The sequence below is a fragment of the Croceicoccus sp. Ery15 genome (genome assembly GCF_020985305.1).
GTDB lineage: Bacteria > Pseudomonadota > Alphaproteobacteria > Sphingomonadales > Sphingomonadaceae > Croceicoccus.
In genome coordinates this window covers 412,333-436,572 of record NZ_CP087588.1, presented here as the reverse complement: position 1 = coordinate 436,572, position 24,240 = coordinate 412,333, and the positions used below count along the sequence as shown (strand labels likewise).

Genomic DNA, 24,240 nt, shown 5'->3' with positions numbered 1-24,240 from the left:
CAATTCTCTGGAATCACCAGATGATGCGCATCTGCGCTGCGAGTCGGCGGTCGCGCAATGCTTCGCTGCGTTCCTGCGGACTCACGCGCCTTGTTGCTTCGGGCAGATGCGACAGGACATCGTCTATCTTGACCTTTCTTATGGTAGGCATCGGCTTTTCGCTGGCCTCGAACCACCGTCCCTGAATGGCCCCTGCGGGATAACCCGACGTATCGAGCCAGTTGTGCACGCCGGGATCCCGCGAAGAAATCACCGTGCGGAACACACCATCGGGATCGACCACGCCCTGCACGTCGTTCAGGCTTGCCTGGTTGTTGTACCAGTCGGTCGTCTCGTACAGTTCATTGGTCAGGATGATCGACCAATAGCGGTAGCTTTGCGGGACGCGAACTTCGCTAATGAGTGCCTCGTCGTCGGCCAGCTCATAGGCGCCCTCGTAATAGAATTGCCCCTTGAGTCCGGACATTTGCGAGACATCGAAAATCTTGAGCTTGTTGAGATATCCCTCGTCCCGCAATTCCTCGACATGGGTTGGGAAAGCCAATGCACAGACGCGGGTGATGAAGGGCATTTCATCGAAAGCGGCGTGCAAGTCGTCAGCGCTTGGGCGGCCCTTGGCATCATCGACGTCAAGCCGCGCAATTCCGAACCGGGGCTCTCGCTCAGCGCCCCAGTCGCATGACACGATACGCACCATGAACTTTTCGCATTGCGGGTCCAGCGCGGCCCAGTTCCCGGTGTAACTGGCAGGACGCTCCGGCGAGATGACAAGTTCGAACGATCCGTCTTCGCCGACGGTCAGATCGTCGAAATCGGTCTGCCCCAACAGCGGGCTGTGCTGACCGGTCCGCAGCGTGTCGGGTCCCATTTGGGCAAGGATGATCATTCGCACCGTACCGCGATCGCCCCGCAACAGATAGCTGCCGCCCTTCTCGATGATCGCCGATTTGTAGATCGTGTCGGCATTGGGCTGGAAGATGTTCTGCGCAATGTTCAGTTCGGGCACGAATATCGGATGGCGGCGATCACCAACAAGCGCATCTGAACTCGCCCGCGCAAGGCCCGCCAGCAACAGGCGCATCGATTCCGCCAAGATCTGCGGATCGCTGCGCAGCCGTTCCGGCACGCGCGTCCGCATCGCATCGCCCAGCGGTCGCAATTCATCGACCAGCTTTTCCCACGACAGACCGTCTGCACTCATGCCCAACTCCTCTCTTCCGTTTTCTCGTCAAGTCTCTCGGTTCGATATGAGATTGAACCTCTCTCACGGCAGGTGCTTCTATGGCCGGTGCGGCGAACATCACCGACAAGGAGGGTCTGCGATGAAATCGAAGGACATGATGCTGGACGTTTCCAGCGCGGCGGCGATTGGCGAGAAGACAGAGATCGCGGCCAGCCTGCATCTGCCCGACAATTGGGCCAAGAGCGGCAAGCACCTGATTTTCGCCATTCATGGCGGAGGCTATTCGCGTATCTACTGGAATCCGCCTTTTGCCGACGAAAGCTATAGCTTCGCGCGCTGGTTCACCGATCGCAGCAAGGCTGTGCTCGCCATCGACATGTTGGGCATGGGTGACAGCACGAAACCGGAACCCGAAAGCAAGCTGAGCCGCGCGATTATCGCGAATGCCCATGCCGCTGCGCTGGCCTTGGTCGTGGATGAGCTGGGGCCAGACATCAGCGTAACTGGCATTGGCCATTCGATGGGCGGCATGATGATCATATCGCAGGCCGCCATGCATCCCGTTTTCGACCGGGTTGCCGTCCTGGGCTGGGCCAATGAACCGATGGTGCTAGGCGATACCGACATGGGAAAGCTTCGTGCTGGCCTTATTCCCAGCGGCTACCTCGCCACGCCGCGTGAACCCATGCGCAAGCTGTTTTACTGGCCGGATGTACCGCATGCGCAGGTGGAGGCGGATGAAGCGCACGCTTCTTCCACACCCGCAACACTGGGCCGCGCCGCGCTTACGCCTGGCGTCGTACACGAAGAGGCTGCGGCGATTACCGTACCTGTGCTCGTGGTACAAAGCGCGATCGACACCAGCCCCGATCCCTCGCGAGAGACCGCCTATTTCAAGGCAGCGGCTTCAACCGAACTGCAGATCGTGGACAATGCGGCGCACTGCCAGAATTTCGCCGGTTCACGGCGCAGCCACTGGGCCGATCTGAACGACTGGATCGACCGCAACTGATTGTGCGGGGACTGGCTTCCTACGCTGTTCTAACCCCGCCTTGCGCCTAGCCCTCGCCCATTTCCTTGAGCGCCACATCATTGTCGCCCAGTAGCGTGGGGTCGATCACCGCATGGCGCTCGACCAGCTTCTTGCCCTGCACGTAATCCTTGACCTTGTTCACGCAGTCGAGCGCCACGATTTTGCCGTCGCGCAGATAGACGATGGAAAAGCTGCGGCTCTCGGGCTCGCCGCGCACGACGATCTGGTCGAAACCCGTCGACAGCCCCACCGTCTGCAGCTTCAGATCATACTGGTTCGACCAGAACCACGGCGTCGCCTTGTAGCGCTGCTTGTCGCCGCAGATCGCCATGGCCGCCGTCTTGGCCATGTCGTTCGCGTTCTGCACCGATTCCAGCCGGATAACGGCCCCGTCGGCGTAATCATTGGCATGCGCAGCGCAGTCGCCGATGGCATAGACGTCGTCCAGCGAGGTGCGGCAATATTCATCGACGTCCACGCCATTCGCGCCGGTCGCGCCCGCCACGATCAGCGGGCCGATGCAGGGAACGATGCCGATGCCCACGATCACCATATCGGCCTCGATCTCGCTGCCGTCGGACAGGCGGACGCCGGTGACTTTCTCGCCATCGCCCAGAATGCAGTCGACGCCGGTTTCCAGCATGATGTTCACGCCGTGGTCGCGGTGTTCCTTCTCGTAAAAGCGCGACAAGGTCTCACCCGCAACGCGCGCCAGCACGCGGTCGAGCATTTCGACCAGCACAACCTCGATGTCCAGCTTGCGTAGCACGGCTGCCGCTTCCAGCCCAATATAGCCGCCGCCGATCACCACGCAGCGTTTCGCGCCCGCGTCGATCTCCGCCATCATCCGGTCCACATCTGCGCGGGTTCGCACCGAGTGGACGCCAGCGAGTTCGGCACCCGAACAGGACAGCCGCCGCGCATCGCCGCCTGCTGCCCAAATCAGGTGGCCATATGCCATTTCCTCGCCATTGCTGAGCTTTACCGTCTTGGCCCGCGCATCGATCTCGGTCACGCTGGTGCCGAGCTGGAGGTCGATGTCCTTTTCGCCCCAGAACTGCGGCGGGCGGATGTAAAGCCGCTCGAATTCCTTGTCGCGGGCCAGATACTCCTTGGACAGGGGCGGACGCTCATAGGGCGGCTCTTTCTCGCGCCCGATCATGGCGATCGAACCCTCAAAACCGGCCTGCCTAAGAGCGAGAGCGGCGGCGGCTCCGCCATGACCTGCGCCCACGATGATGACGTCTGCTTGCTTCACACTTAACTCCGACAAGTCTTTGAACGCGATTCAAACTTTCCCGATCAGCTCCGGCACCGCTTTATACAAATCAGCAACCAGCCCGATGTCTGCGACCTGGAATATGGGGGCGTCCTCGTCCTTGTTGATGGCGATGATGGTCTTGGAGTCCTTCATGCCCGCAAGGTGCTGGATCGCGCCCGATATGCCGATGGCGATATAGACTTCGGGCGCGACGATCTTGCCGGTCTGCCCGACCTGGTAGTCGTTGGGGACATAGCCCGCGTCGACTGCGGCCCGGCTCGCGCCCACGCCTGCGCCGAGCTTGTCGGCGAGCGGCATGATGACGCTCTCGAAGGTCTCCGCATCCTTCAATGCGCGGCCGCCCGAGACGATGATCTTCGCGCTGGTCAGTTCGGGACGCTCGGACTTGGCCAGTTCGGCAGAAACGAAGCTGGACTTGCCCGCATCGCCGGTGGAGGCGACGGCTTCGATCGCGGCGTTGCCGCCGGTGGGTTCCGCCTTGTCGAAGGCGGTGCCGCGCACGGTGATGACCAGCTTTGCGTCAGTGCTCTCGACGGTGGCAATGGCGTTGCCCGCATAGATCGGGCGGGTGAAGCTCTTCTCGCTCTCGACCGACACGATATCGCTGATCTGCATCACATCGAGCAGGGCCGCGACGCGCGGCGCGATGTTCTTGCCGGTGGTGGTGGCGGGGAACAGCACCGCGTCATGGGTTTCCATCAGCCCTTGGATCAGCGGCGCGACATTCTCGGCCAGCTGGTGTTCATAGGCAGCATCGTCAGCGACATGGACCTTGCCCACGCCTGCGATCTTGGCGGCGGCTTCGGCAACAGCGCCGCAGGCAGCGCCCGCGACCAGCAGGTGCACTTCGCCCAGCTTCGAGGCCGCGGTCACCGTGGCCAGCGTCGCATCGCCCAGATGGCTATTGTCGTGATCGACATAAACAAGCGTCTTCATCTTACGATTCCTTTGTGGCTTCGCCTTCGCATCCGCTCAGGCGACGCCCATTGCTTTGAGTTTGGCGACCAGCTCGTCGACATCGGCGACCTTCACGCCAGCCTGACGCACCGGCGGTTCGGACACGTTCAGCGTCTTGAGGCGCGGCGCGATATCGACGCCGTAATCAGCCGGAGTCTTGGTCTCGAGCGGCTTCTTCTTCGCCTTCATGATGTTGGGCAGGCTCGCATAGCGCGGCTCGTTCAAACGCAGATCCGTCGTGATGATCGCAGGCGTGGACAGCCGCACCGTCTCGAGCCCGCCGTCGACTTCGCGCGTTACCTTCACGTGGTCGCCGTCCATCTCGACCTTCGATGCGAACGTGCCCTGCGGCAGTTCCATCAGCGCGGCCAGCATCTGGCCGGTCTGGTTGCTGTCGTCGTCGATCGCCTGCTTGCCCAGGATGATCAGGCCGGGCTCGACCTCTGCCGCCACGGCCTTGAGGATCTTGGCCGCCGCCAGCGGCTCGACCTCCTCATCCGTCTCGACCAGCACCGCGCTATCCGCGCCCATCGCCAGCGCCGTGCGCAGCGTTTCCTGCGCCTTGGCAGGGCCGATGCTGACCGCGATAATCTCTTCGACCTTGCCCGCTTCCTTCAGACGGATCGCCTCTTCCACCGCGATCTCGTCGAACGGGTTCATGCTCATCTTCACATTCGCAAGATCAACACCCGACCCATCCGCCTTCACGCGCGGCTTCACATTGTAATCAATCACCCGCTTTACGGGCACTAGCGCTTTCATGGTTTGGTTTCCTTGTTCTAAAACTTCGCGAGCAGGGCTCCGCCTTCCAGCGGGCGATCAATGTTTTCCGTCACAGCCCGCATCAGCGCGGGCGTACGAGAAAATCGTGGTGCGGGCCCCAGCCTGCCGTGAGCTGTCGAACCTCACCCGCACCGACGTTACAGGGATGGTACTCACCTTCCATCACCCTCGATCATCGCGATTTCCCCGGCAATCGATCGCGCTGCCAGCCAATAGCAGAGGATCGCCAGCAAAAGGAAAAGGCCCAGCAAAAGAAGTGCCTGTTGCAAGCCCGTACCCGCCGCCTCTTCGCAGATTGTCGACGCGCTTGCGCCGCCGCCAAGACACTCCTGCGCATATCGCGTGCCATATCGGGCGGTTGCCAATAAATCGCTCATATAGCCCAGAAACGCCGAGCCGAGGCCTAACCCGAAGACGGTCTGCCCGAATGCATGGATGGCAGCGGCAGTGGCCCGCATCCGCGGCTCTACCAGTCTTTGCGTCACGGTCATGATCGTGGGCAGAAAGGCATAGAGGCAGAAGGTCGAGCCGAACAGTAGCACCGCCATGATGCGCCACTCGTCCTGATAGATCGCAGCAAGGAAAAGCGGCATGGCCAGCATCGTCGCCAGCATCGGCAGATATCCATACCGCCGATGGGCCCCTGCCGCGAACCGGTCGGCAATCAGCCCGCCCGTCACTCCGCCCAAAGCGGTGGCGGCGCTGAAGGTGAATGCGAACGTCAAGGCCGCCTCTGCAAGGTTGAAACCGAAGCGGCGCACGAGGAGCGGGATGAGGAAAAGATTTAGGCCGAACCCTACCAGGGCGACCATGCCGCTGCCCAGGGTGAATGCCACGAATGCGCGTGATCGGCCCACGCGGCGAATGACCGCCCCAAATGGCGGCGCGCCCTGCCCGGCGTTGAGCCTGACCGGCTCCCGGATCGTCAGCCAGAGAAGCAGTGCCAGCAACAGGCCCGGGGCGCCCGCTGCGACGAATGCCCACCGCCAGCCATAGGTTTGCGCGATCCAGCCCCCGCCAAGAACGCCGATCGCGCCGCCGACGGACACGCCCACCGCAATCGTCGAGAAAACCGTCGCGCGGCGTTCAGGGGGAAAGCGGTCTGCAATCAAGGAGACGACCGGCGGAGTGAACCCTGCCTCACCGATACCCACACCCATGCGCGCCAGCAACAATTGGACATAGCCTGTGGCCGCGCCGGATAGCATCGTCATCAACGACCAGAGTGCAGTCGCGGCCGCGACGATGCCGATGCGATTGACCCGCTCGGCAAGGCGCGCGATCGGAATGCCAATGCCGCCATAGAACAGCGCAAAGGCCGCGCCGCCCATGATGCCGAGTTGGAAATCGCTGAGCCCGAATTCCTGCCGGATCGGCTCTCCGACCACGGCAATGATCATACGGTCGATGAAGTTGAAGGCGTAGATCGTGGCCAGAAGGCCGATAAACCACCAGTCCCGACCTGAGAAACGTCTCACAGCACCGCTTCCTGTCGCAACCGGGCCATCTGGGCGATGACATGGATGGCCACCATGCACATTGCCATCGTGGCGGCACCAGCGATCCAAATCATGACCGGCGACCAGGCGGAATTGAGCGCCAGCGATACAGGAGCGGTAGTGGAGCCGAGCGTCGCGGCATAGGTAAAACTGGGCAGGATCAGCAGCCACAGCCGCTTGATGCCGCCAAGGTACGGCACCAGCTTTGCCAGTGCGGCACCCAGAACGAACCCGCCCGTGGCATCGCAGAACGAGAACCAGATGGGCGAGCCGAAGAGATGGAACGGCTGGTTTCCGTAGAATGCACTCAATTCCATCCACTCGCATATCGATACGGCGAGCCAGTCGACCGCCGCGGTCGCGAAGAAAAGCTTCCAGACACTGGCGACGGGCGCCCCGCGTTCGATTACGCGCCATACCAGATAGGCCGATCCTCCGAAGAACCATGCATAGCCTAGCGGTACATACCAGGGGATGGTCCGTTCATAGCCGCGGAAGAATGCCAGCGGGTTTTCCGCAGGATACCAATAGAGCAGCGTGTTATCGTAGATCGGCTCGATCATCACGGCCGAAAGCGCGGTTCCGGCGAAAACAAGGGGCAGGACCCAGCCCCGTTTGGGCCGTTCGGAGCCGAGCGCCCACCACGCCAGGATCGCGGCAAGGATGACACAGGTGCCGATCAGAAATATGGCACCCGCCGGTTCAGGGGCCGGCATCACCGGCATGGGTGTAATCGTCGATTCCATGAAAAGCCTCTCCCGCCTTGTGCAAACAGGATGTCGGCGCGAAAAACTCTCGCAACCTGTCCTGCGACAGGTTGTGAAACCCGCACTTCCATTGCTTATGCTGGCTGAAAAGGAGAACCCATGGCTGGACGGCTGGAAAACAGGATTGCAATCGTGACGGGTGCCGCAGGCGGTATCGGTGCGGCGTCCGCAAGGCGGCTCGCGCAAGAAGGCGCAAAAGTGGTGCTTGGCGATATCGATGTCGAAGCGGCGGCGGTCGCAGCGCAGGATATTCCAGGCGCAACATCTCTGCCGCTGGACCTGACCGACGAGAATTCAATTCGCGCATTCGCCGAACAGGTTACCGCGGATCTTGGCCGTATCGATATTTTGCACAACAATGCCGCCATTCAGAATGATGCACAGCGGCAGGCCGATCTCGATGTCCTGAACCTCGACGTGGTCGCTTGGGACCGCGCGATGGCGGTCAATGTGCGGGGCGCGATGCTGATGAGCAAATATGTCCTGCCCGGCATGATCGAGCATGGACGTGGATCGATCATTCACAGCGCATCGGGCTTTGGCGTGCAGGGCGAGGCGACGCTGACTGCCTATGGCTCGTCCAAGGCCGCGCTGATCCAGCTCAATCGCATGATCGCGACCCAGTATGGCAAGCTGGGCGTGCGTTCGAACTGCATGGTGATCGGCTTTGTCCTGACACCGCTTGCGCAGGAATCGACGCCGCCGATGGTGAAGGACATCCTGCTTTCACACCATCTTACCCCGCGGCTTGGCCAGCCCGAGGATGTGGCCAATCTCGTGGCATTTTTAGCCAGCGACGAGAGCGAATTCATTACCGGTGCCGCAATTCCGGTCGATGGCGGCGTCACCGCGCATCAGCCAAGCTATGCCGACTTTCAGAAGATGTTCGCGGAAATGGGTGGCGGCAAGCTTTAACCGGCCAGTTCGGCCAGCCGGTCCATGCCGCGCACGGGGTCCGTCTGCCCATCCCATCCGGCATGGGCCTTTTCCATCAGCGCCAGACTGCCCAGCATGGCTTCGGACATTTCCATCAGCTCGGTATAATAGCCGTGCGATGCAAAAGTATCGAACAGGCAGAAACGCTCTCCCGATAGCATCGTGCCGCTATAGGCGACCTTGAAGCCTGCTGCCGACAGGCGCGCATGGGCGGTGTCATAGTCGGCGCGCGGCATGATGTGATGCAATCCTTCGCCCCGTGCCTGCAGGAAATCGCGGAAGGGTGAGGCGCCATCGTTGGTCTGCTGGAGCAGTTCGATCAGGACGCCGCCGGAAAATCCGAACCCCACCCGCATCGAAACCTCGGTCGGTTCTCCGTAATATTGCTGGCCGGGCATGACCGGCACGTCGATTACGAAGAATGGCCCCGCACCCAGGTCGCGTGTCCAGTGCTCCAGCGCGGCATCGATGTCCCTGACGACATGGCACAATTCGACGATCGATCCTTCAGGCTGCATCGCTCCATCCCTCCATGCTGGTGCGCCGTGCAAAATCATGCGCGCGCGTAGCGATCTGCGCCCTGCGACCGGCAAGGTCGATCGTGGGCACCCTGGCCGGAATATTCCCGACCGTCGTCAGCCGCACCTCGCGGATCATCTGCCCCAGATCGACATCTGCCGGCACGCCCTGCCACCGTGTCAGCATCCAGCCTTCATGCAGCCCGCAGGTATCGATCCAGTTCGCGACGCCGGGATCGGCCAGCGCAATCGCATAGGTCACCGTCCCATCGGCATTGGGCACCACCTGCCCCTTGTTGAGGCTGGCAAGCCGCAGCATCGGATCGGGCGCGATGGTCCACGGATCGGTGATCTGGAAGCCGGTGTAATAGCTGCCCGCTGGGTCGAGCGTGACCAGCAGCGCTTCGTCATCCTTCAGCGCGAACCGTCCGCCTGCTAGATAACCCCAATTGCCGTCGCGCCCGTTAGGGCCGACCAGCCCGTTGGGCGCGGGAAAGCCGAGGAAGCTGTCCTTGAAACCGCGCCAGAAGCGCACCCATGCGGGCATGGCGGCGACGATTGCGGCGGCGATCTCGTCCTCGCTGCGCGGCGACCAGTCGGGCGGCAGGTCGAGACGGGTGACAGAGACTTCTGCAGGCAACTGGTTCCAGTCACACTGGCTGTCGCGCGTGTAGATCTGGATGCGGCCGGGACGGGATTGCAGGTGAAGCGGCCCGCCCGCTTGCGGCCCCACGGTTACCGAGACGCGGCGGTCGCGATCGCAATGCGGCAGCAGGTCCTGCAACGTCAGTGCACCGATATTATCGCCCAGCCCGGCGTGATGTTCCGGCTCCATCTCGATCACTACGCTGAATTGCGGTGGGTCGGCGGAAAAGCGCAGGTCGATGCGATAGCTCCCTTCCCCGTCGATCGGGATTTCGCGATTGAAATTATCGGGATTGTCCACCGCGACCGCCGCACCGTGATAGACATGGCCGAACCATCGCCTCGGGGGATTGGACACGTTCCAGGTAACGACCGGCGACGCCGTATCGCCATTCGCTTCGCGCATGGCCAGCGCCAGAACCCATTGATCCAGCGCCCGGTCCAGACCCAGATTGCCGTCCGTCGAGCGGGCGGCAGGATCGTTCAGCATGTCGCGCCGCGCCGCTTCGCGCGCCGCCCTGACGTCAGGGCGTTCGATCAGGCGGAGCGCCAGAATTTCCGCGCGCTCCTGCTCTTGGGTGTAGAGCGGATTAGTCATGAGATGGTGCCCACGCGGCCGCCTTCGACGAACACGGTGCTGCCGGTGGTATAGCTCGATGCATCGCTGGCCAGCAGGATAGCGGCGCCAACCGCCTCGTCCGCCGCGCCGAACCGCTTGATGGCGTTACGCTCTGCAAGGCCCAGCCCCTTGTGGATATCGGCCTCCTGCCCGTCCGGGCTCATCGAACCGACGCACAGCGCGTTGACGCGCGTGTGCGGCGCCAGCGCCTTGGCCAGTGATCTGGTCAGGAAGGACAGCGCCGCCTTGCTGACGCCATAGGCGACTGCCGGTGGAATTGGCGTGAAGCCCCCGCAACTCTGGACTGAGATGATTGCGCCCTTGCCGTGGGCCTCCATCTCGGCGGTGGTCATCTCCGCAAGGCGCCAGGTGGCCATGACGTTCACGTCAATCGCGGTCTTCCACACCTCGTCGGTATTCGCCCAGAGGCCGCCGTCTTGGGCATAGACCACGCCTGCCGCCGCATTATTGAAGATGATGTAGATCGGTCCGAACGCATCGCGCGCCTTTGCGACCAGATTGACGAGGTCTTCGCGCTTGCCCGCATCGGTGGCCACGGCCAGTGCCCGTCCGCCGTCCGCCGCGTTGATCTCTGCCGCGATCCGGTCCAGCCTGTCCTGCGAACGTGCGGAGATGACGACATTGGCGCCAAGTTCGGCGTAGGCCTTCGCAACATGCTCGCCCACGCCGGGGCCGACGCCGGTCAGGATGGCGGTTTTTCCGTCGAGGCGAAAGCGATCGAGTACGCTCATGATGGTCTCTCCAGAAGATGGCCGAAGCGGTCGTAATATTCCGTCATGCGGGCGCGCACTTCCGCCACGTCTATTTCGTATTGTTCGGGCGTATGCTTGTGCTTGCCCATGCGCTTGGCGGCAGGATTGTCGGCCAGGAACCGGTCGATCCGGGCGGCATGTTCGTCGGAAAAGCGCAGGCCGAAACGGTCGTAGATGCGCCGGATCGTCCCTTTCGGGTCGGCCACCACATCCTTGTGCGCCAGATCGATGATCCGCTCGTCGATCTTGGGGTCCGCACGCGCGGACAGGGCGCGGTTCATGCCCGCGATCCACGTTTCCACCACGTCGCGCCCGATGGCGGCCTTGTCCTTGTCGCCGCCGAACGCCGCGAGGAACCCGGCAATGAAGCTTGAGAGCGATGAGAATGTCAGCGCAGGATCCCGGTGCGTCCATACCAGCATCGCGCCCGGATAGGCCTCCAGCAGCGCAGGCAGGTCGAACAGATGCTGCGGCGATTTCAGCGTCCAGCGCCCTTGCGGCCCCTTCCACTGGAAGTTCTGCAGCAGCCGCTTGTGCGATACATACTGGCCGGGCACCTCATTCGTGCGCAGCCAGTCGGCATAGTCGGGCACGCCCAGTTCCGCGGGGAAATTGGTGCTGGCAAAGTGATATTGCATCCCGTGATTGCATTCGCCCGGCTGGGTGCAATCGAACCGCTGAATGTCGAGCAGTTGCGGCGCATGCTTAAGCCATTTGTCGTACATGGCGGTGACCTGCGCAATGCGCGGATCGCTGTCGAACGTCGCTGCCTCGGTCGGCGGCCATGGTAAATACCATTCCCATTCGCGCGGTGCCCGGGCTTCTGGGTCAAGGCACAAGAGGTCATAGGTGATAGTGGTTCCGGTGCGCGGAAGGCCGATCACGATCAGCGGATCGCCGACATCCTGCTGCGCGATTTCCGGATGGTTGCGATCATCCTCAACAAACCGAAGCCGCGTGGAAAGCTGGCCTACGATATTATGGGTCGCCAGACGGCGCAGCTGGTCGTTCGGGCCCATCGCCTCCACCGCCGCGACCAGTCTTTCGAACCCTTCGCGCCACCCCGTATCCGGCCCGAAGTCGGTCAGCCCCGTGGCATCGCGAGCGGCGGTTTCCAGTCCGGCTACGCTCAGCGGTTCGGTCATGACAATTGCTGTTCCATCATGGCCAGCAGGTCGGCGTAATGCGGCTGATGGGACAGGCCCCCTCCCGAAATCGAGATGTTCTCGCCGGTGATATAGCGACTTTCGTCCGAAGCGAGAAAGGCGACCAGCGCGGCGATATCGTCCGACGTGCCGAATTCCGGCGTCAGTATGTGGCGCTGGATCACTTCCTTAAGGCCCGGGACCGTGGCCTCAAGCGCTGGCGTCAGGACAACGCCGGGCGAGATCGAATTGCAGCGGATGTTCTGCTTGCCGTATTGGGTGGCGACATATTTCGACAGCGTGATGATGCCGCCTTTCGACGCGCCATAGGCGACCCGGGCAAGGTCGCCCGCGATACCGCTGTTGGACGCGGTATTGACGATCGATCCGCCGCCGCGCGCGATCATGTGCGGGATCGTATATTTGCAGCCCAGCAGATAGCCGCGCAGGTTGATGTCGATGATCTCGTCCCAGATCTCGATCGGAATATCGACCGGCGTGGTGTCCAGCGGATGCTTCGCCGGATCGGTCATGGCGGCATTGTTGTGAAGGATATCGATCCCGCCGAAATGATCGGCCCCAGCGGTCACCATCGCTTCGATGGATGCCGGATCGGATGCGTCGAACTGCACTGCAAGCGCGGCATTGCCCAGCGGCTGCGCGGCCGCCCTTGCGCTATCCTCGAACAGGTCGGCGATGACGACCCGCCCGCCTTCATCCACGATCCGCCGGGCGACAGCCGAACCGATACCGCCGCCGCCGCCCGTGACGATGGCGACCTTGCCCTCAAGCCTGCGCATCCCGCTATCCTCTCGTAAAGCTTTTATTGAATTCGACGAATCCGATCAGCCGCTGCCTGCGGTCGGCCTCTACCTGCGGAAGCTTTTCGGCGCCGGGACCGTCGGGGATGATCTGCACCGGTTCCCCGGCCAGCAATCCGGCCAGCGCGTTATTGGTCACGTCGGCAGGATCGAATGCACGTGATGTGTCGAAATCTGCAGGAACAATTCGCAGCAATGTCGGAGTGCGCATGATCGGGGCGGCAATGCCGATCACGTCGATGCCCCGTTCGTGATATTCTGCCCAGAGCGACTCTGCGAAATTGATCTCAAACGCCTTGGTGGCAGCATACATCACCAGATTGGGCTGACCGCCCAGCCCCGCGCCCGACGCCATTACGATAATGCCGCCCTTGCCCCGCTTCAGGAAGCGCTTGCCGAAACCGTTGGCGGCATCGATCAGAGTCGTGATGTTCATCCGGACCAGACGATGTGCTGCTTCGGTACTGTCTTCGAAAAAGGCCGAAAAACCGTCCGCACCGGCGTTTGAAATATACAGCCCGATGTCCAGGTCCGACGCGGCCTCGACAATCTTCGATCCCGCCTGGTCTTCGGTCAGGTCCTGCGCGCAGGCCCGGTATCCGATCCCGAATTCCGCTGCCAGGTCCCTGCCTAGCCCTTCAAGCGCTTCCTGCCTGCGGGAGACCAGCACAAGATTCATGCCCATGGCGGCCAGTTGCCGCGCATAGCATTCCCCGGTTCCTTCGGATGCCCCTGCAATAACGGCCCAAGGGCCGTAGCGTTCGAGGAAGGCGGTTTTGTCGATCGGACGTTGCGGAAGGTCGCGCATGGCGTCTCAGCCCCCGTTCATTTCGGCGAAGCGGGCCTTGGCGGCCTCGATCCCGCGGATCAGCGCGGTGCAATTCCCGGCACCGGCATAGAAAAGCAGGAAATGGGGGATCAGCGCCAGCTCCTCCTCGGTAAATTCATCGTTCGCCAGTGCACCCATCATCTGGATCTCGATCAGGTCCTGTCTGCCCAGCATGGTCGTGGCGCCAAGCACCATGAGGCGTTTTTCCCTGATGGAGAGGGCATCATCGGCCCACAGATTGCCGAACTGGTTCTCGACGATCTCGCGGTTGAAGCGGTCGTTCTCCCGCCCCTTCATCATCGCTGAAAAGCCCTCGCCATAGACGGCGTCGAAGACTTTCAGTCCATTTTCCCAGGCATTGTCGCTCATTGTCATTCCTCGTTTGTCTGGTGGCGTCGCTCAGGCGATCGGCTGGCCTTTGGGGTATTCCAGGCCAGAGGTGGAATCGGCGTTATCGCGGATCAGCTCGATCATCGGCAGCCGCACGCCAAATCTCGCCGCCTCTTCGATGGCGACTTCAAGATCCTTGATCATCAGTCCCTTGAAGTAATTGCGCAGACCGTATTCCTGTTCGTTTCCTGCAGGATCAGGGCGCACCATCATGGCAAGCGCGCCTTCCAATCCGCCTCCCGAATTCGGATCGCCCGACAGAGCCATGCGCAGCTGGTCCAGATCGACGCCATAGTTCCGCGCGATCACAGCGCCTTCGTAACCGGCACGCATGCAGCCGAAATAGGTGGCGTTGCGGGCGATCTTTGCGGCCATGCCGGCGCCCGGGCCGCCCATGTGAATGACCTGTCCGGCAAATCCGTCGAAAATGGGCTTTGCCTTCGCCATGTCCTCGTCAGAACCACCCGCAAGACAGATAAGGCCATTTTCACCCGATTTCGGGCCGTTAGTCACCCCGCAGTCGATCAGGGTCACGCCCGCTTCGGCGCACAGCTTTTGCGCGGTTTCCAGTTCCATCATCGAAATGGTGGACAACAGGATCACCGTCTGCCCGGCCTTGTTGGCTGCGAGCACGCCGTCGGGCCCCGACAGCACGGCGATCGTCTGTGCGCCATTCAGAACGGCGATCAGCACGCAATCCGACGCTGCCGCCAGGTCCCTCGGTGTCGCCGACATCGGGGGCGCTCCGGGAATTTTTTCTGCTGCTTTGGCAACCACGTCATAGATAGCGGAAAGCTGGCCGGATCGCTGGAGGCATTGCGCAACCCCGCCGCCAATGCCGCCAAGGCCGATTACACCACCGCTCTTCATCATTGTTCTCCTTGAATTGTCTCGGCGTGGTCGCGGATCACGAAAAGGCGCCGCAGCTCAGATTGTGTTGCTTCTTCCAGCCCCGCATCCGCCAGATAGTGCGGTACAGTCTTGTGACTGTTCTCGATCCGCTCCCACGCAGCCTGCAGATATTCGTTTCGGACGCCTATCAGCGCATCCACCTGTTCGGCGCTTGGCATGAAACCGAAGCTGGCCCGGATATCGCTTTCCAGCGTCCCGCCGCGCCGAAGATTCTGGCCGAACACAACGGACCGATGATAGTCCCGCATGATTTCGTCCCGCGATGCCCCCAGCATTTCCAGCAGTATGGCAACCGCGACGCCCGTGCGATCCTTGCCCGCAGTGCAGTTCACTATTGCCGGCTTGCCCTCCAGCAGGCAATCGCCCACGGTTTTCCAATGCGGCGCAAGTGCATCGGGAATTTCCCGGTATGTCTCGCTCATGATGTCGATGGCCAGCCGCTCATCACCGCCAAGGCTCAGCCTTTCGCGTCCATCGTTTCCGAAAACGCGCAGGTCGGCATTCACGTCCAGTCCCAGCCAGCGGCAGTTCGCGTCCTGCCAATCATGCGGATGCGTCTCTCGCTCCTGCCTAGAGCGCAGGTCGAAGATATATCCGATCCCCAGCGATTTGAGCTGTGCATGATGTTGCGGCAACAAATTGGCCGGACCTTCGGCGCGAAAGAGTGCCCCGCCGCGAACGGCACCGCCATCCGTGCGTATACCGCCCAGGTCGCGGAAATTGAGATTAGCCAGATCCATCGTCACGGCGCCGGATAGACCGGAATGGCCGCAGCCATCTGTTCATACATGGCCGGGTCGAACCAGACATGTTCCAGATAATGGCCCAGTGTCGCCCGTTCGTCGGTATAGGCATAGCGCATCACATCGCCCAGCTCTCCGCGCCACACCACGGGATGCGTCGCCGGATCGAGCGAAGCCATATAGGCTTCGAAATCGCTCAGATCGCCGTCGATCCGCAAGGCCGCGTGATGAAAACGCATGGCAAAGCTGCCGTCCGTGGGTAGCACCTCTGCATGAAGCGGCGCCTGTCCGGGCAAAGGCTCGATAAGTTCGATCTCGACCCCGCCCACATTGGCCAGCGCGATTTTCATCCGGTACTCTGGCGAGGAGACCAGTCCGGGCGCATCGTTTTCGAACACGTGAAAGCGGGAAACGCCAAATTCGTCGCGCCAGATGGCCATCCCGCGATCGAGATCGCTGGTCACATAGGCGTTCTGGCTATGCCTTGCCCCGGGCCGTGAAAACATGATCTGCGCTCCTAGTTGTTGATCATTTTCCCGCCGTCGACCACCAGCGTATCGCCGGTGTGATAGCGGGACAGATCGCTGGCGAGATAAACCGCCGCGCCCCACAGATCGTCGGGCATTCCCGCGCGGCCGAGCGGGGCACGGGCCGCTACGCCATCGGCGATCATCTGGCCGATCTCGGGGTCCTTCATGGTCATTTCGGTGATGATGAAACCGGGCGCGATCACGTTGCAGCGAATGCCATGGGGGCCCAGTTCCGCGGCCAGCCCCTTCGCCAGCCCCGCAAGAGCGCCCTTGGCCGCTCCGTAATGCACCAGCGTCGGCACGCCCTGGAAAATCGATCCGCTGCCGCACAGGATCATGGACCCGCCGGGATCGCCCGCCTCGGCGCGGGCTACCATGTGCCTGGCCACTTCGCGCAAGGTGAACACCACACCGTGCTGGTTGACGTTCATCAACGCGTTATAGCTATCGGCATCCATGTCGATAAACGGGACCGGATTGGCAATGCCCGCATTGGCGACCACCGTGTCGATCCGGCCCATCGCCTCAAGCGCATCGGCTACGCCGGCCACGATCTGCGCTTCGTCGGTGACGTCCACTTCGGCGGAATGCACCTTGACGCCAAAGGTTCGCAGCTTTTCTGCCGCCTTGTCGTTGGCATCCTTGCGCCTTCCCCAGATGACGAGATCGCTGCCCGCACGCGCCATCCCTTCGGCAAAGGCAAAGCCAAGGCCTGAATTGGCGCCCGTAACCAGCGCTACTTTCCCGGTCAGGTCGAACAAGTTTTCCGTCATGTCGCCAGCATCCTCTCCGCGACCGACCTAACTGCTGTTGCCGGATGCGCCGCATATCTTTCGGTAGGGCAAAGTTCCGGTCGTCCCGCTTTTACGGATGCGCAAACGCGGGCATTCACAAGGGAGAGCGATTATGGCGCAGAAGCAAAACGGCCCGGTTTTTAGAGTTGGCGACATGCGCGCTCCCGTGCTCGACGAGGCGCAAAAGGCTGCGCTGAAAGCCGCTGCACAAGTCAACTTCGACTTTTCGTCGAAAGCGATCCTCGAAGCCGCGAAGGCCCAAACCGGCCTGAGCGACTTTGGCGAGATGGACTTCGTCGAAAGGCTGGATTTGTGGTGCGAATGCGTGGAGGAAGACGAATTCCTCTCGCCGGTGGGCCGCGCCGGTCTGTGGCCGATGTTTGTGCGCTACGCCGCGACCCGCCTGCGGGTAGAGGACCTGTGCAAACGCCACCCCGAAATCCTCGACATCGAAATCGACCGCCCGATTATCGTCGGCGGCCCGCCGCGTTCGGGCACCACCCATCTACTAGGCCTGCTCTCTGCCGACACGCGGCTTCGCTCGCTCCCTTGGTGGGAAGCCATCGCGCCCGTCCCGACCGCCGAGGACGCACCGACGGAAAGCGATCCCAATCCCCGCTGGACCAAGGCGCAGGCCGGGTGGGAACAGCAGGACGCGGTCCTGCCGATGATGCGCTACATGCACGAATTCTCGCCCGATCATATCAGCGAGGATATCGAACTGCAGGCCCTCGATTTCTCATCCTACCTGATCGAATGGCTGGCCTATGTTCCAAGGTGGCGCGACTATTACCTCAGCCACGACCAGAGCGGCACCTATGCCTATCTGAAGAAGGGGCTGCAGGTTCTGACCTTCCTGAAGGGGCCGAATCGCTGGGTGATCAAATGCCCTCAGCACATGGAACAGCTCCCCGTTCTGTACAGAACCTTTCCGGACGCGACCTTCGTGATCACGCACCGCGATCCGGTGGGTTCGATCCGCTCGACACTGTCGATGGCGCTTTATGCTTCGCGCGTGCTCCGCACGAAAAGCGACCCGGAGGAGCCCAAGGGCTATTGGATCGACCGGTACAAGACGCTGTTGTCGCGCTGCGTGCGCGATCGCGATTGCCTGCCGGAAGACCAGGCGATCGACGTCTATTTCCACGAATGGATCAAGAACCCCGACCCGATCCTAAGGCAGATCTATGCCAAGGCGGACCTGCCGCTCGACGAGGATACCTTGCAGGCCCTGCACCAGTATCACCGGGATCACGATCCGGCCGTCAACGGCAAGGTGAAATTCGACCTTGAAGGCGATTTCGGCCTGACGGCCGGGGATATCCGCCAGCATTTCCAGTTTTATTTCGACCGCTTCCCGGTCGAAGTCGAAGTCAGATAATCTACGTAACGGAGTAAGAAATGCCGAAAATCAATGTGATCGACCGCTCGGGTGGCCGCAAGGAAGTCGAAGCCGAAAACGGGCTTACCCTGATGGAGATCATCCGTGACGAGGGTTTCGATGAACTCCTGGCCTTGTGCGGGGGCTGTTGCTCCTGCGCGACCTGCCATGTTTTTGTGGAGCCATCCTATGCAGGCAAGCTGCCAGAGATGAGCGAAGACGAAAGCGATCTTCTCGACAGTTCGGATCACCGCAACGAGACGTCTCGCCTGTCATGCCAGATCGAGATGACTGACGCGCTCGACGGAGTGACCGTGACCATCGCGCCGGAGGACTGAGAATGGCCGATGCGCAATCCGAAGTGCTGGCCTTCTTCGAAGAGTGGAAGCCGACGCTGGGCCACATGGTCGCATCGATGGAGCGTCGCTTCACCGATCGGACAGTCTGGGAAAATGTCGGCATATCGAAAACAACCGGCTTTGCCGAAGCAAAGGCCTTCATGGACGGCTTTGCGCAGATGTATCCGATCGAAACCGGCGAGGTGATCGTTCACCACATTGCGTCAAACGAGAACATCGTTCTGACCGAACGGACCGATAATTTTCGGGACAAGGACGGCAACCTGCTCATCTCAATAAAGCTGATGGGAATTATCGAAATGAACGGCGACAAGATCGTTTCGTGGCGGGATTACTTCGATACGGTCAAGGGATTCGGTTAGTGTTCGCCGGCAAAAAGATCTGGACGCAATTGCCGGTCCTTCCGGCAGACGAACTCGTGCCGCTGGTCCGCCAATGGGAAGCGGCTGGCATTGAGGGGGTCTGGGTCCCGCAGATCTTCGGTCTCCCTTTCGTCACCCTTGCGGCAGCCGCGGCCGTCACCAGCAGGATAAAGCTAGGCAGCGGCATCGCGCTGGCCTTCACGCGTAGTCCGCTGGAGACGGCATGCAGCGTCATCGATCTGGACCACATCAGTGGTGGCCGTGCGGTACTGGGATTGGGTTCAAGCGCGCAAAGCCAGATCGAAGGCAGCTTCGGCATGCCTTATGGCAAGCCGTTGGCGCATATGCGCGAAATTGTGGAACAGGTGCGGGCGGTCATCGCCAGGGGCCACACCGGCGAATTAAAGGTGCTTCCCGGCGAATATGCAACGCTTGACCTGTCGCATTTCCGGCTGACGGCGCCAGCACGGCGCCCTGACATCCCCGTCTATCTGCCCGCAATTTTCGAAAAGGCGTGCGAGCAGGCCGGAGAGATCGCCGAAGGACTGCTGGGCCATCCGTTGTGGACGACCCGCTGGATCGAGGAAAAGGTCGCCCCGCACTTGCAGGCAGGTCTCGACAGGGCCGGACGGGAGCGGTCGGCTTTCGATCTGAACCTGATGATATTTACCGTCATCAACGACGATCGCGATGCGGCCATTGCGGATGCCCGCGCGAATATCGCGTTTTATACGCAGTCGCCCCAGTACCTGCGCTATTTCAAGGCTATCGGATTCGAGAAGGAAGCAGCGGCGATTCAGGATGCGTTTGCCCGGCAGGACTTTGCCGCGATGGAGGCGGCCTGCCCCGACGAAATGGTCAGCGCCATCACGATTCTGGGTTCGGCGGAAGAGGTGAAGGCGCAGGTGATCGAACGGGCATGCTTTGCCGATTCGATCACGCCCGTCGTGCCGCAATTCGGGATGGATGAAGCCAAGGCCGCCATTTATCGGGACCGCATCGCCGATCTCTTCTTCCCGGCGCCAAGCTGATCCCGCGCGGATTATCGAGTCTTAGGCGCTGAACAAACCTGCCAGAAAAAACCGCGCCATCGCATCGGCCCGGTCCTCGGGCGACGGATTGGCGGCGCCATCACCAGGCGAATCGGGCAGAAGCCGGTCATGCATCGGGGCAAGCGCGAAATAGGATCCGACCCCGTGAACGAGCAGCGCCAATAATGCACCGGAATCGATCGGGCGCAGCGCCGTGCCCGATCCTACCTGTTCCAGAAGGTCCTGAAGGCGGCGCTGGAACGGCAGGGTGAAGCTTTCCGTCATATAGTCGAGCCGCCAGCTCGGCTCGCGCCCTTCAAGGTGGCTCATGGCCACAATGTCCGAATTGATGATCGCCCAGCGGCAAAACCGATGAATCAGGTCCCGCAACTGTTCTTCCGGAGGGTGCGACGGGTCGAAGGCCAGTTCAACCTCGCGGGCGGCTTCCTTGAGCCGCCAGTCGACCGAAGCCTTCCATAACTGCGACTTCTTGCCAAATCGCACATTGAGCAAATTGTGGCTGACGCCCAGTTCGCGGGCCATCGCGCGCATTGTCGCGGCTCCATAGCCATGCGTGGCGAACATGGCGAAGGCGGTCCGTAGCAGCGATGCCTCGTCAACCGATTCACCGGCATCTGCGCGTGGACGCCCCCGGCTCCTCTCACCCCTGCGGGTAAGATGGCCTTTCATTTGGCCCGTTCCCCGTTCCGCTGCCCTGCCATCTCGAGAGGTCGCGGTTGAATTTACATTGGCTGCATCCATCGGCATAGATTGACAATTAAATTGTCATGCGTCAATTTAATTGCATAACGCGTACTGGGAGATGCGAGTCGAGTATGACCGAGGCAGTCTGGTGGGCCGTTGCCCGCTCCGAAGAGATCAGCGCGGACAAACCGCACAACGTCGATATCGGCGACCAACCGGTCGTCCTTTGGCGCGACGACAAGAAGGTCGTGCGCGCGCTTGAAGATCGCTGCCCGCATCGCCGGGCGCCCCTGTCGCTGGGTTGCATCCTTGGCAATGGCGCGATCCAGTGCGGATACCACGGCTGGACTTATGACGGGGCAAGCGGGCGACTGATCGACATTCCCAATCTGAAAAGCGATCGCAAATTCCCTCCTGTATACAAGGCAAGGCCATTCGCCGTTCACGAGGATGCGGGCTTTGTACGGGTCTGTCTGGACGCCAAGGCCGCTGCCCCCGCACCTGACGATCGCGTCTTGCCGCTTTCGGGCACATCGATCGTGGCGCTGGATCACGAACACTGGATCGCCGCGTTGTTCGACGATCCTTCGCTGGTGCTGTCGATCAAGGGGGTGCGCTTTTCACCCTATCTGCTGACCGAGTTGTCCGAACAGCAAGGCAAGCTGGTGCTGGAACGATCATGCCAATGGGCATCGCCGCACTGGCCCGCGCCCTTCACGTCCGATTTCCCGATCAGCCTGCGCATCGCCACCGATCCGGTAACCGGCGAGACGGACCTGACCCTGCTTGACGACGAGTTCACGGCCCTGTTCCGCGCGGTTCTGGCGCCCGTTCAGGCCGCGCGCGGCGTTACGCAGGTGCGTTGGCGCGCCTCCCTGTCCTCCGGACGCCACCATCTGATGGCAAAGGCCATGGGCATCGGCACGCCGTTCAGGGTTTTCGACCATGTCGACGGAGCGGCGCTGCGCGTCCTCAAGCCGTCGGCGTCCATCCACGCCTCGGACCTGCGCGAAAGCATTGCCGGGCGCCAATCCGGATCGCCCTCCACGCAGGAAGCCGCTGCCTGACCGCTGCCCAACTGAGAACAAGGAACAGATCATGCTCGACGTTCAAGACAATCCGGCTCCCGAGGTTTATGACGATCCGATCGCGGCCGATCCGCGCCAGTTCGCGGCCAAGGTCAATTCCTGGCTGCCGCACGATATCATGCTGACCGATGCATGGTTTCCGCTGGCCCACAGCTTCGCTGTCGCCAAGAAACCCATTCGGCGCGCGGTCTATTCGCACGCCTATTTCATCTGGCGAAAGCCCGACGGCAGCGTCGTGGCCGCGGAAACGCACCCGAATGACCAGCTTGCCGCGAGGAAGAGCGAATATACCGACGAGGCCGGTCACTATCCGGTGATCGAGAAGTACGGCTATGTCTGGGGCTGGCTCGGCAAGCCGGAAAATGCCGCGCCCGAACATATTCCCAGCATTCCCTATCTGCCAGAGGACGGCGGCCTGCCGCTGCACATGCTGGGCACCGTGCGGTTCGATTGCTGCGCGCCACTCAGCCTCGAAAACCTGATCGACCTTACCCATGCCGACTTCATCCACGCCGACGTCGTGGGCGACGAGAAGATGGACAAGGAAACGGTCGAGGTGTTCCACGACAGCGAGACCATCACCATGGTGCGGACCTGCGTGAACAAGTCCGTCGCGCCGATCATGAAAATCTTTGGCGGCGTGCGCGACGATGTGCAGCAGGTACGGCAGGTTATCCGCATCTACCTTCGCAGCCATGCCGCGATCGCCTATGGCCGTTTCAGCCCGGGCGACAATGTCCAGTTGTTCCACCCCTGCGTTCCGGAAACGCGCGACCGGACCCGGCTGGATTATGCAATGAACACGTCGAACGTGAAAAAGACCAATCTTTTCCGCTATATGATGCCCAAGGCGAGCTACAAGGTTTCGCGGCAGGACAGTTCCATGACCTCGCCGCAGAGCCCACGTTACATGCGGCCAGAAAAGCGCAAGGACCTGCATTCGCCGCTGGACGAAGCGGGCCAGAAATATCGCGTGCTGATGCTGGCACTGGCCGAAAGACAGGCGCGCGGCGATTTTACCTATCGCGATAATGTCAGCTCTGATTGCAGCGACATTATAGGATATGAAAAAGCATGACCACACTGACCAATGCGACGGGGGGTGAGCGCAAGTGGTGGGGCGTGATGCCCGTTTTGCCCGCTCCGGTGATGGGCGGCATGGCAAAACAGATGGAGCAGGTGGGATTCGAAGGGGTCTTTTCGCTTCAGATCTATGGCGCGCCCTTTGTGCCCATGGCCGCCGTCGCGGCGATGACCGATACGCTGAAGGTTTCGACCGGCATTGCGGTTGCGGGAACCCGCAGTCCGGTTGAAACCGCCTATTGCGCGATCGAATGCGACACGATCAGCCAGGGTCGTTTCGTCCTTGGTCTGGGCACCTCGCTGCACAGCGCGCTTGAGGGGATCTATGGCGAGCCGCACCGCAAGCTGCTGACCCACCTGCGCGAAGTGGTGAAGATCGTGCGCTATGTGAACGCGAACAGCCACAAGGACATGGAACCGCTGCACGGCGAGTATTACGATCTGGAATGGACGGAAAAAATGATGACCGCGCCCCCGGTGCGCGAGAATATTCCGATCTGGATCGCCGCGCTCAAGGACAAGCTGACCAGCATGTCGCTGGAAATCGCCGACGGGTTGATGGTCCATGCGCTTTGGACCGTCGACTATACGGTTCAGAAGAACGATTTCATCCATTCGGAACTGGCCCGCTTCGGCCGCAAACGCGCGGATGTCGAAATCAATGCATGGCCATGGGTCGCCATCAATGACGACAAGCAGCAGGCGATCGACGACAGCCGTGCCACCGTGGCGGGTTATGCCGGTTACAAGGAATACGAAGACTTTTTCAATTCCATCGGTTTTGGCGATCTCGCACGCGATTGCCAGCTGGCCGCTGGCGAACATGGCGACGTTTCGGGCGTGATCGACAAGGTCAGCGACGAAATGGTGCAGGCCTTCGTGAAATGCGGGCCGGTCGACGAAGTGCTCGAAGAACTGGAACCCTTCTGGGGCGTGGTGGATTCGCTCTGCCCGATGACGCCCTATCGCAATCTCACCATGGAACAGCTGACCAAGTATAATGAGGGCCTGTTCGCGATGGTGGCCGAGGCGAAACGCCGCGAAAAGTAGAACCGGCAGGCGGGGCGGCAAA

27 protein-coding genes are annotated in these 24,240 nt (G+C 61.4%); 9 read left to right on the top strand and 18 right to left on the bottom strand.

Translation table 11 applies throughout. From position 1 onward, the window contains the following. Window positions 1–13: 13 nt before the first annotated feature. Window positions 14–1,201 carry a DUF1214 domain-containing protein gene (locus tag LOZ77_RS02285; protein WP_230280601.1) on the bottom strand — a complete coding sequence of 396 codons (1,188 nt, stop codon included), beginning with the start codon at window positions 1,199–1,201 and terminating at the stop codon, window positions 14–16. 121 nt (window positions 1,202–1,322) lie between these two features. Between LOZ77_RS02285 and LOZ77_RS02280 the strand changes: the two genes are divergently transcribed. After that, entirely contained in the window at window positions 1,323–2,195 is an 873-nt protein-coding gene (locus LOZ77_RS02280) for an alpha/beta hydrolase (RefSeq protein ID WP_230280600.1), read from the top strand. 46 nt (window positions 2,196–2,241) lie between these two features. Here the strand turns inward: LOZ77_RS02280 and LOZ77_RS02275 are convergent, their stop codons facing one another. The 5 genes from LOZ77_RS02275 to LOZ77_RS02255 all read right to left on the bottom strand — a co-directional run bounded on the left by LOZ77_RS02275 (window position 2,242) and on the right by LOZ77_RS02255 (window position 7,483). Next, window positions 2,242–3,474 (bottom strand): NAD(P)/FAD-dependent oxidoreductase, encoded by a 1,233-nt coding sequence (locus LOZ77_RS02275; RefSeq protein WP_230280599.1) that lies wholly within the window; start codon window positions 3,472–3,474, stop codon window positions 2,242–2,244. Between the two features lie 30 nt (window positions 3,475–3,504). Continuing rightward, window positions 3,505–4,434, bottom strand: a complete 930-nt coding sequence (locus LOZ77_RS02270; protein ID WP_230280598.1) for an electron transfer flavoprotein subunit alpha/FixB family protein — start codon at window positions 4,432–4,434, stop codon at window positions 3,505–3,507. A gap of 36 nt (window positions 4,435–4,470) precedes the next feature. Further along, complete coding sequence (locus tag LOZ77_RS02265; protein WP_230280597.1) at window positions 4,471–5,217, bottom strand: electron transfer flavoprotein subunit beta/FixA family protein; 747 nt, start codon at window positions 5,215–5,217, stop codon at window positions 4,471–4,473. Between the two features lie 173 nt (window positions 5,218–5,390). Beyond that, entirely contained in the window at window positions 5,391–6,716 is a 1,326-nt protein-coding gene (locus LOZ77_RS02260; RefSeq protein ID WP_230280596.1) for an MFS transporter, read from the bottom strand. Then, window positions 6,713–7,483, bottom strand: a complete 771-nt coding sequence (locus tag LOZ77_RS02255; RefSeq protein WP_230280595.1) for a hypothetical protein — start codon at window positions 7,481–7,483, stop codon at window positions 6,713–6,715. Before LOZ77_RS02255 ends, LOZ77_RS02260 begins: the two co-directional genes overlap by 4 nt. Before the next feature lie 120 nt (window positions 7,484–7,603). Between LOZ77_RS02255 and LOZ77_RS02250 the strand changes: the two genes are divergently transcribed. After that, on the top strand, window positions 7,604–8,419 hold the full coding sequence (locus LOZ77_RS02250) for an SDR family NAD(P)-dependent oxidoreductase (protein ID WP_230280594.1): 816 nt from the start codon (window positions 7,604–7,606) through the stop codon (window positions 8,417–8,419). On the opposite strand, the gene LOZ77_RS02245 is transcribed toward LOZ77_RS02250, so the two are convergent. From LOZ77_RS02245 to LOZ77_RS02195, 11 genes are read right to left on the bottom strand one after another with little or no spacing between them, the layout of a single operon-like run. After that, window positions 8,416–8,958: a VOC family protein gene (locus LOZ77_RS02245; RefSeq protein ID WP_230280593.1), complete on the bottom strand. Its 543-nt coding sequence runs from the start codon at window positions 8,956–8,958 to the stop codon at window positions 8,416–8,418. The two genes, LOZ77_RS02250 and LOZ77_RS02245, sit on opposite strands and share 4 nt — an antisense overlap. Continuing rightward, entirely contained in the window at window positions 8,948–10,201 is a 1,254-nt protein-coding gene (locus tag LOZ77_RS02240) for a hypothetical protein (RefSeq protein WP_230280592.1), read from the bottom strand. The genes LOZ77_RS02245 and LOZ77_RS02240 overlap by 11 nt, the downstream gene beginning before the upstream one ends. Next, window positions 10,198–10,974 carry an SDR family NAD(P)-dependent oxidoreductase gene (locus LOZ77_RS02235; protein ID WP_230280591.1) on the bottom strand — a complete coding sequence of 259 codons (777 nt, stop codon included), beginning with the start codon at window positions 10,972–10,974 and terminating at the stop codon, window positions 10,198–10,200. Before LOZ77_RS02235 ends, LOZ77_RS02240 begins: the two co-directional genes overlap by 4 nt. Then, window positions 10,971–12,140, bottom strand: a complete 1,170-nt coding sequence (locus LOZ77_RS02230; protein ID WP_230280590.1) for a sulfotransferase — start codon at window positions 12,138–12,140, stop codon at window positions 10,971–10,973. Before LOZ77_RS02230 ends, LOZ77_RS02235 begins: the two co-directional genes overlap by 4 nt. Beyond that, window positions 12,137–12,940 carry an SDR family NAD(P)-dependent oxidoreductase gene (locus tag LOZ77_RS02225; protein ID WP_230280589.1) on the bottom strand — a complete coding sequence of 268 codons (804 nt, stop codon included), beginning with the start codon at window positions 12,938–12,940 and terminating at the stop codon, window positions 12,137–12,139. The genes LOZ77_RS02230 and LOZ77_RS02225 overlap by 4 nt, the downstream gene beginning before the upstream one ends. Window positions 12,941–12,944: 4 nt before the next feature. Then, window positions 12,945–13,769 carry an SDR family oxidoreductase gene (locus tag LOZ77_RS02220; RefSeq protein ID WP_230280588.1) on the bottom strand — a complete coding sequence of 275 codons (825 nt, stop codon included), beginning with the start codon at window positions 13,767–13,769 and terminating at the stop codon, window positions 12,945–12,947. A 6-nt stretch (window positions 13,770–13,775) separates the two neighbouring features. Beyond that, window positions 13,776–14,159 carry a carboxymuconolactone decarboxylase family protein gene (locus LOZ77_RS02215; RefSeq protein WP_230280587.1) on the bottom strand — a complete coding sequence of 128 codons (384 nt, stop codon included), beginning with the start codon at window positions 14,157–14,159 and terminating at the stop codon, window positions 13,776–13,778. Window positions 14,160–14,189: 30 nt separating this feature from the next. After that, complete coding sequence (locus tag LOZ77_RS02210) at window positions 14,190–15,053, bottom strand: NAD(P)-dependent oxidoreductase (RefSeq protein WP_230280586.1); 864 nt, start codon at window positions 15,051–15,053, stop codon at window positions 14,190–14,192. After that, a complete protein-coding gene (locus tag LOZ77_RS02205; protein WP_230280585.1) occupies window positions 15,050–15,832 on the bottom strand; it encodes a tyrosine-protein phosphatase in 783 nt (260 codons plus the stop codon). The genes LOZ77_RS02210 and LOZ77_RS02205 overlap by 4 nt, the downstream gene beginning before the upstream one ends. A 2-nt stretch (window positions 15,833–15,834) precedes the next feature. Then, a complete protein-coding gene (locus LOZ77_RS02200) occupies window positions 15,835–16,341 on the bottom strand; it encodes a VOC family protein (protein WP_230280584.1) in 507 nt (168 codons plus the stop codon). Window positions 16,342–16,352: 11 nt separating this feature from the next. Beyond that, window positions 16,353–17,138 (bottom strand): SDR family NAD(P)-dependent oxidoreductase, encoded by a 786-nt coding sequence (locus tag LOZ77_RS02195; RefSeq protein WP_230280583.1) that lies wholly within the window; start codon window positions 17,136–17,138, stop codon window positions 16,353–16,355. Window positions 17,139–17,271: 133 nt separating this feature from the next. On the opposite strand from LOZ77_RS02195, the gene LOZ77_RS02190 reads away from it, so the two are divergent. From LOZ77_RS02190 to LOZ77_RS02175, 4 genes are read left to right on the top strand one after another with little or no spacing between them, the layout of a single operon-like run. Next, window positions 17,272–18,540, top strand: a complete 1,269-nt coding sequence (locus LOZ77_RS02190) for a sulfotransferase (protein ID WP_230280582.1) — start codon at window positions 17,272–17,274, stop codon at window positions 18,538–18,540. A 20-nt stretch (window positions 18,541–18,560) separates the two neighbouring features. Beyond that, window positions 18,561–18,878: a 2Fe-2S iron-sulfur cluster-binding protein gene (locus LOZ77_RS02185; RefSeq protein WP_230280581.1), complete on the top strand. Its 318-nt coding sequence runs from the start codon at window positions 18,561–18,563 to the stop codon at window positions 18,876–18,878. Between the two features lie 2 nt (window positions 18,879–18,880). Beyond that, on the top strand, window positions 18,881–19,261 hold the full coding sequence (locus LOZ77_RS02180; RefSeq protein WP_230280580.1) for a limonene-1,2-epoxide hydrolase family protein: 381 nt from the start codon (window positions 18,881–18,883) through the stop codon (window positions 19,259–19,261). After that, window positions 19,261–20,292: an LLM class flavin-dependent oxidoreductase gene (locus tag LOZ77_RS02175; RefSeq protein ID WP_230280579.1), complete on the top strand. Its 1,032-nt coding sequence runs from the start codon at window positions 19,261–19,263 to the stop codon at window positions 20,290–20,292. The genes LOZ77_RS02180 and LOZ77_RS02175 overlap by 1 nt, the downstream gene beginning before the upstream one ends. Window positions 20,293–20,313: 21 nt before the next feature. Here the strand turns inward: LOZ77_RS02175 and LOZ77_RS02170 are convergent, their stop codons facing one another. Next, the gene (locus LOZ77_RS02170; RefSeq protein WP_230291466.1) at window positions 20,314–20,982 is read right to left on the bottom strand and encodes a TetR/AcrR family transcriptional regulator; all 669 of its coding nucleotides are present in this window, start codon (window positions 20,980–20,982) and stop codon (window positions 20,314–20,316) included. 146 nt (window positions 20,983–21,128) lie between these two features. On the opposite strand from LOZ77_RS02170, the gene LOZ77_RS02165 reads away from it, so the two are divergent. Genes LOZ77_RS02165 through LOZ77_RS02155 form a run of 3 tightly spaced genes read left to right on the top strand, consistent with a single transcriptional unit; the run spans window position 21,129 to window position 24,218 of the window. Beyond that, the gene (locus tag LOZ77_RS02165) at window positions 21,129–22,064 is read left to right on the top strand and encodes a Rieske (2Fe-2S) protein (protein WP_230280577.1); all 936 of its coding nucleotides are present in this window, start codon (window positions 21,129–21,131) and stop codon (window positions 22,062–22,064) included. 31 nt (window positions 22,065–22,095) lie between these two features. Further along, the gene (locus LOZ77_RS02160; protein ID WP_230280576.1) at window positions 22,096–23,163 is read left to right on the top strand and encodes an oxygenase; all 1,068 of its coding nucleotides are present in this window, start codon (window positions 22,096–22,098) and stop codon (window positions 23,161–23,163) included. Further along, window positions 23,160–24,218 (top strand): LLM class flavin-dependent oxidoreductase, encoded by a 1,059-nt coding sequence (locus tag LOZ77_RS02155; protein ID WP_230280575.1) that lies wholly within the window; start codon window positions 23,160–23,162, stop codon window positions 24,216–24,218. The genes LOZ77_RS02160 and LOZ77_RS02155 overlap by 4 nt, the downstream gene beginning before the upstream one ends. Window positions 24,219–24,240 lie beyond the last annotated feature (22 nt).

Excerpts from the sequence above, each read along its gene's own strand:
- LOZ77_RS02265 (WP_230280597.1), bottom strand. The coding sequence starts at position 5,217 with ATGAAAGCGCTAGTGCCCGTAAAGCGGGTGATTGATTACAATGTGAAG.
- LOZ77_RS02240 (WP_230280592.1), bottom strand. The coding sequence starts at position 10,201 with ATGACTAATCCGCTCTACACCCAAGAGCAGGAGCGCGCGGAAATTCTG.
- LOZ77_RS02280 (WP_230280600.1), top strand. The coding sequence starts at position 1,323 with ATGAAATCGAAGGACATGATGCTGGACGTTTCCAGCGCGGCGGCGATT.
- LOZ77_RS02215 (WP_230280587.1), bottom strand. The coding sequence starts at position 14,159 with ATGAGCGACAATGCCTGGGAAAATGGACTGAAAGTCTTCGACGCCGTC.
- LOZ77_RS02220 (WP_230280588.1), bottom strand. The coding sequence starts at position 13,769 with ATGCGCGACCTTCCGCAACGTCCGATCGACAAAACCGCCTTCCTCGAA.
- LOZ77_RS02230 (WP_230280590.1), bottom strand. The coding sequence starts at position 12,140 with ATGACCGAACCGCTGAGCGTAGCCGGACTGGAAACCGCCGCTCGCGAT.
- LOZ77_RS02180 (WP_230280580.1), top strand. The coding sequence starts at position 18,881 with ATGGCCGATGCGCAATCCGAAGTGCTGGCCTTCTTCGAAGAGTGGAAG.
- LOZ77_RS02160 (WP_230280576.1), top strand. The coding sequence starts at position 22,096 with ATGCTCGACGTTCAAGACAATCCGGCTCCCGAGGTTTATGACGATCCG.
- LOZ77_RS02270 (WP_230280598.1), bottom strand. The coding sequence starts at position 4,434 with ATGAAGACGCTTGTTTATGTCGATCACGACAATAGCCATCTGGGCGAT.
- LOZ77_RS02205 (WP_230280585.1), bottom strand. The coding sequence starts at position 15,832 with ATGGATCTGGCTAATCTCAATTTCCGCGACCTGGGCGGTATACGCACG.
- LOZ77_RS02285 (WP_230280601.1), bottom strand. The coding sequence starts at position 1,201 with ATGAGTGCAGACGGTCTGTCGTGGGAAAAGCTGGTCGATGAATTGCGA.
- LOZ77_RS02250 (WP_230280594.1), top strand. The coding sequence starts at position 7,604 with ATGGCTGGACGGCTGGAAAACAGGATTGCAATCGTGACGGGTGCCGCA.
- LOZ77_RS02155 (WP_230280575.1), top strand. The coding sequence starts at position 23,160 with ATGACCACACTGACCAATGCGACGGGGGGTGAGCGCAAGTGGTGGGGC.
- LOZ77_RS02165 (WP_230280577.1), top strand. The coding sequence starts at position 21,129 with ATGACCGAGGCAGTCTGGTGGGCCGTTGCCCGCTCCGAAGAGATCAGC.
- LOZ77_RS02195 (WP_230280583.1), bottom strand. The coding sequence starts at position 17,138 with ATGACGGAAAACTTGTTCGACCTGACCGGGAAAGTAGCGCTGGTTACG.
- LOZ77_RS02185 (WP_230280581.1), top strand. The coding sequence starts at position 18,561 with ATGCCGAAAATCAATGTGATCGACCGCTCGGGTGGCCGCAAGGAAGTC.
- LOZ77_RS02245 (WP_230280593.1), bottom strand. The coding sequence starts at position 8,958 with ATGCAGCCTGAAGGATCGATCGTCGAATTGTGCCATGTCGTCAGGGAC.
- LOZ77_RS02225 (WP_230280589.1), bottom strand. The coding sequence starts at position 12,940 with ATGCGCAGGCTTGAGGGCAAGGTCGCCATCGTCACGGGCGGCGGCGGC.
- LOZ77_RS02170 (WP_230291466.1), bottom strand. The coding sequence starts at position 20,982 with ATGAAAGGCCATCTTACCCGCAGGGGTGAGAGGAGCCGGGGGCGTCCA.
- LOZ77_RS02190 (WP_230280582.1), top strand. The coding sequence starts at position 17,272 with ATGGCGCAGAAGCAAAACGGCCCGGTTTTTAGAGTTGGCGACATGCGC.
- LOZ77_RS02235 (WP_230280591.1), bottom strand. The coding sequence starts at position 10,974 with ATGAGCGTACTCGATCGCTTTCGCCTCGACGGAAAAACCGCCATCCTG.
- LOZ77_RS02210 (WP_230280586.1), bottom strand. The coding sequence starts at position 15,053 with ATGATGAAGAGCGGTGGTGTAATCGGCCTTGGCGGCATTGGCGGCGGG.
- LOZ77_RS02200 (WP_230280584.1), bottom strand. The coding sequence starts at position 16,341 with ATGTTTTCACGGCCCGGGGCAAGGCATAGCCAGAACGCCTATGTGACC.
- LOZ77_RS02255 (WP_230280595.1), bottom strand. The coding sequence starts at position 7,483 with ATGGAATCGACGATTACACCCATGCCGGTGATGCCGGCCCCTGAACCG.